Origin of the sequence: Rhodovarius sp. (assembly GCF_040399605.1) — a bacterium.
Lineage (GTDB): Bacteria > Pseudomonadota > Alphaproteobacteria > Acetobacterales > Acetobacteraceae > Rhodovarius > Rhodovarius crocodyli_A.
The window spans coordinates 1-7366 of sequence record NZ_JBBARU010000116.1 but is presented as its reverse complement, the minus strand read 5'-3'; the positions used below and the strand labels follow the sequence as shown (position 1 = coordinate 7366).

8 protein-coding genes are annotated in these 7366 nt (G+C 66.1%); 5 read left to right on the top strand and 3 right to left on the bottom strand.

The genetic code is table 11. From position 1 onward, the window contains the following. Positions 1 to 2: 2 nt before the first annotated feature. The 3 genes from ABWP84_RS17605 to ABWP84_RS17595 are packed head-to-tail and all read right to left on the bottom strand — an operon-like array spanning position 3 to position 2022. Positions 3 to 338, bottom strand: coding sequence for an SMR family transporter (locus ABWP84_RS17605; RefSeq protein WP_353213330.1), 336 nt, complete (start codon positions 336 to 338; stop codon positions 3 to 5). Beyond that, entirely contained in the window at positions 338 to 1288 is a 951-nt protein-coding gene (locus ABWP84_RS17600) for a glycosyltransferase family 2 protein (protein ID WP_353213329.1), read from the bottom strand. Before ABWP84_RS17600 ends, ABWP84_RS17605 begins: the two co-directional genes overlap by 1 nt. Positions 1289 to 1299: 11 nt before the next feature. Continuing rightward, a complete protein-coding gene (locus ABWP84_RS17595) occupies positions 1300 to 2022 on the bottom strand; it encodes a class I SAM-dependent methyltransferase (RefSeq protein ID WP_353213328.1) in 723 nt (240 codons plus the stop codon). 133 nt (positions 2023 to 2155) lie between these two features. Between ABWP84_RS17595 and ABWP84_RS17590 the strand changes: the two genes are divergently transcribed. Genes ABWP84_RS17590 through ABWP84_RS17570 form a run of 5 tightly spaced genes read left to right on the top strand, consistent with a single transcriptional unit; the run spans position 2156 to position 7233 of the window. After that, the gene (locus ABWP84_RS17590) at positions 2156 to 3763 is read left to right on the top strand and encodes a hypothetical protein (RefSeq protein ID WP_353213327.1); all 1608 of its coding nucleotides are present in this window, start codon (positions 2156 to 2158) and stop codon (positions 3761 to 3763) included. Between the two features lie 4 nt (positions 3764 to 3767). Beyond that, positions 3768 to 4595, top strand: a complete 828-nt coding sequence (locus ABWP84_RS17585; protein WP_353213326.1) for a MaoC family dehydratase N-terminal domain-containing protein — start codon at positions 3768 to 3770, stop codon at positions 4593 to 4595. Next, positions 4588 to 5496 carry a DMT family transporter gene (locus ABWP84_RS17580; protein ID WP_353213325.1) on the top strand — a complete coding sequence of 303 codons (909 nt, stop codon included), beginning with the start codon at positions 4588 to 4590 and terminating at the stop codon, positions 5494 to 5496. Before ABWP84_RS17585 ends, ABWP84_RS17580 begins: the two co-directional genes overlap by 8 nt. Beyond that, positions 5480 to 6370 carry a DMT family transporter gene (locus ABWP84_RS17575; RefSeq protein WP_353213324.1) on the top strand — a complete coding sequence of 297 codons (891 nt, stop codon included), beginning with the start codon at positions 5480 to 5482 and terminating at the stop codon, positions 6368 to 6370. Before ABWP84_RS17580 ends, ABWP84_RS17575 begins: the two co-directional genes overlap by 17 nt. Continuing rightward, complete coding sequence (locus ABWP84_RS17570; protein ID WP_353213323.1) at positions 6367 to 7233, top strand: MBL fold metallo-hydrolase; 867 nt, start codon at positions 6367 to 6369, stop codon at positions 7231 to 7233. The genes ABWP84_RS17575 and ABWP84_RS17570 overlap by 4 nt, the downstream gene beginning before the upstream one ends. The last annotated feature ends 133 nt before the right edge of the window (positions 7234 to 7366 follow it).

Below are 7366 nucleotides of genomic sequence, written 5' to 3'. Positions count from 1 at the left end.
GCCTAGGCAGCAGCCAGTAGAATAACCCCCAGCCCAATACAGCCAATCGCCACCATCTTCTGCGCCCCCAGGGCTTCGCCAAAGAACCACCAGCCCAGCAGCGCAATCACCACATAGCTCGCCGCCGTGCAGGGCAGGGCGACGCTCATCGGAATTTTCCGCAGCGCCACAATATACAGCAGCGCCGCCCCGCCATAGCAGCCCAGCCCCACCACCGTCTGCCAGCGAAATAGCTGGGTGATGAAACTGCCCGTGCCATCGCCGGTGCCCGCTTTGAGCAGCAATTGCCCCACCAGCGAGGTGCAGATCGCCGCCGCCAGCACCACCCAATATATCATCAAGACACCCGCTCACTGTCGCGCGCGGCGATCAACTCGCGCACCACACCCTGCGGCTTGCCATTGGCCGAGAGGAAGGCGCGGCCGACATATTCGCCCATCACCCCCAAAATCATAAACTGCACCCCCGCCAGCAGCAGATAGACCACCAGCGTCGAGGCCCAGCCCGAGGGCGTGCCCCAGAAAATCGCCTCCAACGTCACCCCCAGCGCCGCCAGCAGCCCCAGCACCCCCATGGCCGCCCCGGCAAACACCGCAATGCGCAGCGGCACCACCGAGAAATTGGTGGCAAGGTTCAGCCAGAGCAGCGCCAGCCGCTTGAGCGTATAATTCGAGCGCCCCTCGGCCCGCGGATAATGCGCCACCTCAATGGAGGCGATGCGCTGCGTCACCTGCATGATCAGCCCATCCACATAAGGGTAGGGCCCGCGATATTTGGTGACCTCGGCCACCACCATGGCCGACATGCAGCGAAAGCTGGACAGGTAAAGCCCGCGCGGCTTGTCCAGCAGCCAATCCGCCACCTTGTTGGCAAAGCGCGAGCCAAGGTTGCGCCAACCCTCATGCTCCTTCTTGGCATAGCGGGTATAGACCACATCCCAGCCACCCAGCCGCGCATGGTCATAAATCCGCAGCACCTCCTCGGGCGGGTTCTGCAAATCATCATCCATGGTGATGACATAGGCGCCACGGGCATGTCGCAGCCCGGTCATAACCGCGTTGTGCTCGCCGAAATTGCGCGCATGTTCGAGATAGGTGAGCGGTACGCTGGCCGAGGCGGCGAGCGCCCGGCAGACATCGCCGCTGTCATCGGGGCTGCCATCATTGACCAGCACGATCTCTATGCCCCCGGCGGGCTGTAGGGCCGAGAGCGCCTCCACCAGCCGCCCCACCGTGGCGGCGCCACGATAGACCGGCACGACAATCGACAATCCAACAGGGTGTTGCATAGGCTTATCCATCAGGGACGTGTTGCGGTGACGATGAGCGAGCCGCCCACCGGAAATTGCAGCCCCAGCCGCATCAGCCCCGCTTCCAGCCGGGTGGCGGCAAAGAGCAGGGTATCGAGCCAGGCGGGAAAGGCGCCAACATCGGAGGGCGCGCCCGCCCCGGCCTGCAGCACCTTGCGCTGCAAAATCATCAGCGGCAGCAGCAGCGCATTCCAATACCGGGCGCGGATATCGACAAACCCCGCCGCGCGGAGTTCGGCGGTGATCGAGGCCCGGCTGTAGCGCCGCACGGTGAAGACCCGCGCATCATGCGCCGAGCTCAGCCAGGGCAGCGCGGGCAGGTTCAGCACCAAAACCCCGCCCGGCCGCAACACCCGTAAACTCTCGGCCAGCAGCGCCGCCGGCTCAGCGCCGGCATGGCAGAGCACATCAAGGCTGGTGATGGCGGCGAAGCTGGCATCGCCAAAGGGCAGTTCATTCACACTCCCCGCCACCACCGCCGCCGCCGATTTCTCCGCCGCGCGCCGGGCCGCGGCGGGGTTATATTCCAAACCCACGCAACCCGCCCGCCCCAGCCGGGCGAGAAACCCGCCCGTGCCGCAGCCGGCATCGAGCAGCGCGCCACCCCCTGGCCGCGCGTCAGCCACGGCAGCCGCGGCATGGCCATGCATGGCGCGATACCACCACATCGCCTGCTCGGCCGCATCCATCAGGGCATATTCATCTGCTTCCACAAGGGGGCTTTTCGGCTGCAATAACGGCCATAACAAGCCAGGGTCGCGGCCTCTTGGTGGCATTTGTGCCATGATCATATGGCAAAGAGGTGGACGCGGCCCGCCCTTGGGCCGAAACTAGCCATGGAAACCCATGCAGCGCGCCCCCGAAAACCCCAATGCCCAGGAGAGGCTGAACCTGGCCATGCCCAGCCCGCCGCGCCCGGCCACAAGGCTGGAGAGCGCGCGGAATAATCTCTATTTTCTGTTGGCCGGCCTGCCGGCCCTGGCTTTCCTGCTCGCCGCCCTCGCACCGCCCATCAATCATGATGTGGCGGCGGTGCTGAATTTCTCCGGCCGCTGGCTGCAGGGTGAGCGGCTCTATGTTGACCTCATCGACGTCAATCCGCCGCTGATCTTCGTGCTCAACATCATCCCCGCCGCCCTGGCCGAGATTTTGCCACTCACCGCGGTGCAATGCTTTATTCTCTGCGTGCTGCTGCTGATGCTGGGCGCTGCCATGCTGACGCTGCGGGTGCTGGCCGCACTGCGCCTCGCGCCGCTGCTGCGCCAGGTCACCCAGGCCGCCATGGCGCTCACCCTTTTGGGGGCTGGCTATGATTTCGGCCAGCGCGAGCATCTGATGCTCATCATGGCGCTGCCCTATCTCACCCTGGCGACATTGCGCGCCGAGGGTGAGGCCATGGCGGCCGGGCCGACCCTGGGCATCGCCGTGCTGGCTGCGGTGGGCTTTGCCATCAAGCCGCATTTCCTGGCGATCCCGGCCCTAGTCGAATTATGGGTGCTGTGCTGCCTGGGGCCAAGCCGGGTGCTGCGCGACCCCATTGCCTGGATCATGGCCGCCATCTGGGCGCTTTACCTGCTCAGCCTGCCGCTGGCATTCCCCGCCTATCTCACCCAGGTGGTGCCGCTGGTGGTGGATAATTACCTCAACCTGGGTGGCCTCACCCTATGGCAGGTGCTGTTGACCGACCGCATGCTGCCCGCGCTGCTGCTGCTGCTGCCCTGCCTGGTGCTGGCCTTTCGCGGCGGGCCAATGCTGGCCCGGCCCTTTGCCATGGCGGCGCTGGGCGGCTTCATCGCCGCCTGGGTGCAGCATCGCGGCTGGTCCTATCATGTCTTGCCCATCAAGCTGTGGAGCGGGCTGGTGGTGGCCATGCTGGCCGGGCATTGGGCCATTCGGGCGCTGGCACCGGCCCGGGCGGAGCGCTCGGCGGCACCTGCGGCGGCGCTGGCCGCCTTCGCCTTGGCGCTGTTCCATTTGCAGGGCAATGAAATGCCCTATCGGCAATTCACCTGGGGCAGTTCGCGCGGCGGTGCCATCGCCGAGCAATTGCGCCTTGAGGCCTATGGCGAGCGCCTGCTGGTGCTCAGCCCCGAAGTGGTCGAGGTCTATCCCGCGCTGAATTACGCCCAGGCGCAAACCACGCTGCGCACTATGACGCTGTGGCTCTTGCAGGGCGTCTATGGCCAATGCCCGCGCAATGGCGCGCGCTACCGCGAGCCTTGGGAGATGTCGCGCACCGAATTCTTCGTCTATCGCACCGTGGCCGAGGATTTCGCCCGCGCGCCGCCCGCCGCCATCTTGGTCTCCGAGCGCGCCGGCATTGCCGCCTGCGGGGGCCAGGAATTCGACCTTCTCACTTATTTCGGCCGCCACCCCCTCTTTGCCGAGGCCTTTTCGCATTATCGCGTGGCCATCAGCTTTGAGGGCTACCGGCTCTATCGTCGCGAGGATTAAAATATTGAGCGCCTATGATGACTTCCTGGGAAAAACCGAAACCAGGACCGACCGTGCCGACCCCCGGCTGATCGAGGGTTTCGCCGCAACCCTGGGCATTGATACGCCGATGGCCGAGATGCCACCGCTTTGGCACTGGATGCTGTTCCAGGATTGGAAGCGCCCCGATGGCATCGGCCCCGATGGCCACCCCAAGCGCGGCGGCTTCCTCCCCCCGGTGCATCATCTGCCGCGGCGGATGTGGGCCGGCGGCCGGCTGCGCTTCTTTGAGGCCGGAATCCGCGCCGATGAGACCGTCACCCGCATCTCCACCATCAAGGCGATCAGCGAAAAGAGCGGCGGCTCGGGCGATCTGGTCTTCGTCACTGTGGCCCACAGCATCGAAGGCCCGCGCGGGCCCGTGCTCGAGGAGGAGCATGACATCGTCTATCGCGGCGCCGAGGGTGCGGCGGTCAAGCCCGCCACCCCCGCCATCCCCGCCCCGGGCGAGATCACCCGGGTGACCGAGCCCGACGCGCTCTTCCTCTTCCGCTACTCGGCGCTGACCGGCAATGGCCACCGCATCCATTACGATATGCCCTATGTCACCCAGGTGGAGGGCTATCCGGGCCTGATCGTGCATGGGCCCTTGCAGGCCACGCTGCTCGCCGCCCATGCCATGGCACAGGCGCCGGGGCGCCGGCTTGCCAGCTTCTCCTTCCGCGGCCTGCGCCCCGCCTTTGCCGGCAATACGCTGTCGCTGCATGCGGTGATGGAGGGCGATACCGCCCGGCTGCAAAGCCGCGATGACAAGGGCGCCACCTGCATGCAGGCCGAAGCCGTGCTTGGCTGAGAACCCCACCCCCATGGATGCCGCGCTGCGCGGCATCCTCTTCGCTGCCTTGGGCTATGGCATCATCTCCTGTGCCGATGCGGCGGTGAAATACGCCCTGCCGCAGGTGGGGGTGGCGGGGGTGATGATGTGGCGCGGCGCCGTGGGCGGTCTGGCCGTTCTGGCCATGGCCGGTGGGCGCTCGATCTGGCCCAAAAACCGCCGCCTCGTGGCCTGGCGCTCCTGCGTGCATGCCCTGGTCGCCATCATCTGGTATTTTTGTTGGGCACGCGGGGTTGGCCTTGCCGACAGCTATGCCGTGGCAGCGCTGGCGCCGATTTTCATGACGTTGATCGCCATCCCCATGCTGGGCGAGCGGGTGGGCTGGCGGCGGGGGCTGGCCTGTGTGGTTGGGTTTGCCGGCGCGCTGGTCATGCTCCAGCCCGGCGGTGCGCTCTGGCGCTGGGAATCGGCGCTGCTGATCCTTGCCGTGGTCGGCATGGCGCTCAGCCGCAGTTGGACCCGGCTGCTCTCGCGCACCGATAATGCCGCCACCATCTCCTTTTGGCTGATGCTGGCGCATTTACCCTTGGGCCTCGTCATGTTGCCCTTCTTCCCACCGCCGGTCTCGCTGCTGCCATTGGAACCCACGGCGCTGTTCGCCCTGCTGGGTTTTGGCTGCGCCAATGCGGTGGCGCATATGCTCTTCGCCCGCGCCTTCGCCCTCGCCCCGGTGGGGGCCATCGCGCCCTTGGAATATTCCGTGCTGCCCTTCGGCGTGCTGCTCGGCTGGCTGATCTTCGCCGAAATCCCAGGGGGCACCACGATTTACGGCGCGGCCATCATCATCGCCGCCGGCTTCTATTCGATGCATCGTGAGCGTGTGCGGGCAAGGGAGCGGCGGCATGGCATTGCGGCATGATATCCGCCGTGGCGCCCTGCTCATGCTGGGCGCCACCGCACTCTTCACCATCATGTCCTCCATGGTGAAGCTGGTGGGCGAGCGGCTGCCCTTCACCGAGGTGATGTTCTTCCGCTGCGCCCTCGCCATGCCGGTGGTGGGCATCATCGTCTGCCGCAGCGGCGATTGGGGCGTGCTGCGCACCAAGCGCCCCGTCGCCCATTTCTTCCGCGCCTGCACCGGCATGGCGGCGATGGGTTCAAGCTTTTACGCCCTCACCCTGTTGCCCCTGGCCGAGCACACCGCGCTCTCCTACACCACGCCGCTCTTCGTCACCCTGCTCTCCATCCCCTTTCTGGGCGAGCGGCCGGGCATTCACCGCTGGGGGGCGGTGCTGATGGGCTTTGCCGGCATCATGGTGATCGCCACCGGCCAGGGCGCCTTCAGCGGCGGGGTGGATAGCGAGCACGCGGTGGGCATCACCTTCGCCGTGCTGCAAGGCGTCTTCTCGGCCTTCACCACCATGCTGGTGCGCGGGCTTTCGGCCACCGAGAAATCCACCACCATCGTCATGTGGCAATCGCTGCTGATGACACTCTTCACCGGCGCAACCCTGCCCTTCCTCTGGGTGACGCCCACGGCATGGGAATTGGCCATGCTGCTCACCCTGGGGCTGATCGGCGGCGTCGCCCAGGTCATGCTGACCGAAGCCTATGCCTCGGCGCAGGTCAGTTCGCTCGGGCCCTATTCCTACACCTCCATTCTCTGGGCCACGGTACTGGGCATTGTGGTCTTTGGCACATGGCCGGGGCTTTCCATGCTGGCCGGGGCTGCGATGATCATCGCCGCCGGCCTCTATATCCTCCACCGCGAGATGAAACGGACGAAGCGTTGAACATTCCCTTCCTGCGCGATGACAGCGCAATCCATGGCCAGATTCAGCATGTGGCGCCCGGTGTGCGGCGGCTATTGTGCAACAATCCCGGCCCCTTCACCTGGCGCGGCACCAACACCTGGATCATCGGCGAGGGCGAGGTCGCCGTGCTCGACCCGGGGCCGGAGGATCCGGCCCATCTGGAGGCAATGCTGCGCGCGCTGGATGGCGAGGTGGTCTCCCACATCATCATCTCCCACACCCATCGCGACCATTCCCCCGGCGCCGCCGGCCTCGCCGCCGCCACCGGCGCCCCCACCTATGGCTTTGGCCCGCATATGACCGCCGGTGCCGGCGGCGATGAGGCCTTCGACCCCATGATACGCCTCGCCGATGGCGATGCGGTGGAGGGCAAGGCCTGGCGCCTGAAGGCCATCCACACCCCAGGCCATTGCGCCAATCACCTCGCCTTTGCGATGGAAGGCAATGGCGTGATGTTCTCCGCCGATCACGTGATGAGCTGGAGCAGCACCGTGGTCAGCCCGCCCGATGGCAATATGCGGGCCTATATGAACTCCCTGGCCAAGCTGCGCGCGCGCGAAGGGCTGGACCACCTCTACCTCCCCGGCCATGGCCCGCCTTTGGCCGAACCCATGCCATTCCTCGATGCCCTCGCCACCCATCGCCGCCGGCGCGAAGCCCGGGTCGTCGCCGCCCTGCGCGAAGTGGGCCGGGCGAGTGCCGTGGCCCTGGTCGGCCCGGTCTATGGCCCGATGGACCCCAAGCTGCAGGGTGCCGCCAGCCGCAGCCTGCTGGCCAATCTGATGATGCTGGAGGAGGATGGGCTGGTCCGGCGCGAAGGTGAGGAATGGGTGATGGGCTGAGAAGGCCAAGCGCGCCGCAGCACAGTCTGGAATCATATCTTTGATGCCCTGGTGAAAAATTATGGAGCGCGAGAAAAATTCGAGGGGCTTTGCCCCTCGAGCACCCCAGCAGGAAACTTAGTTTCCTGCACCT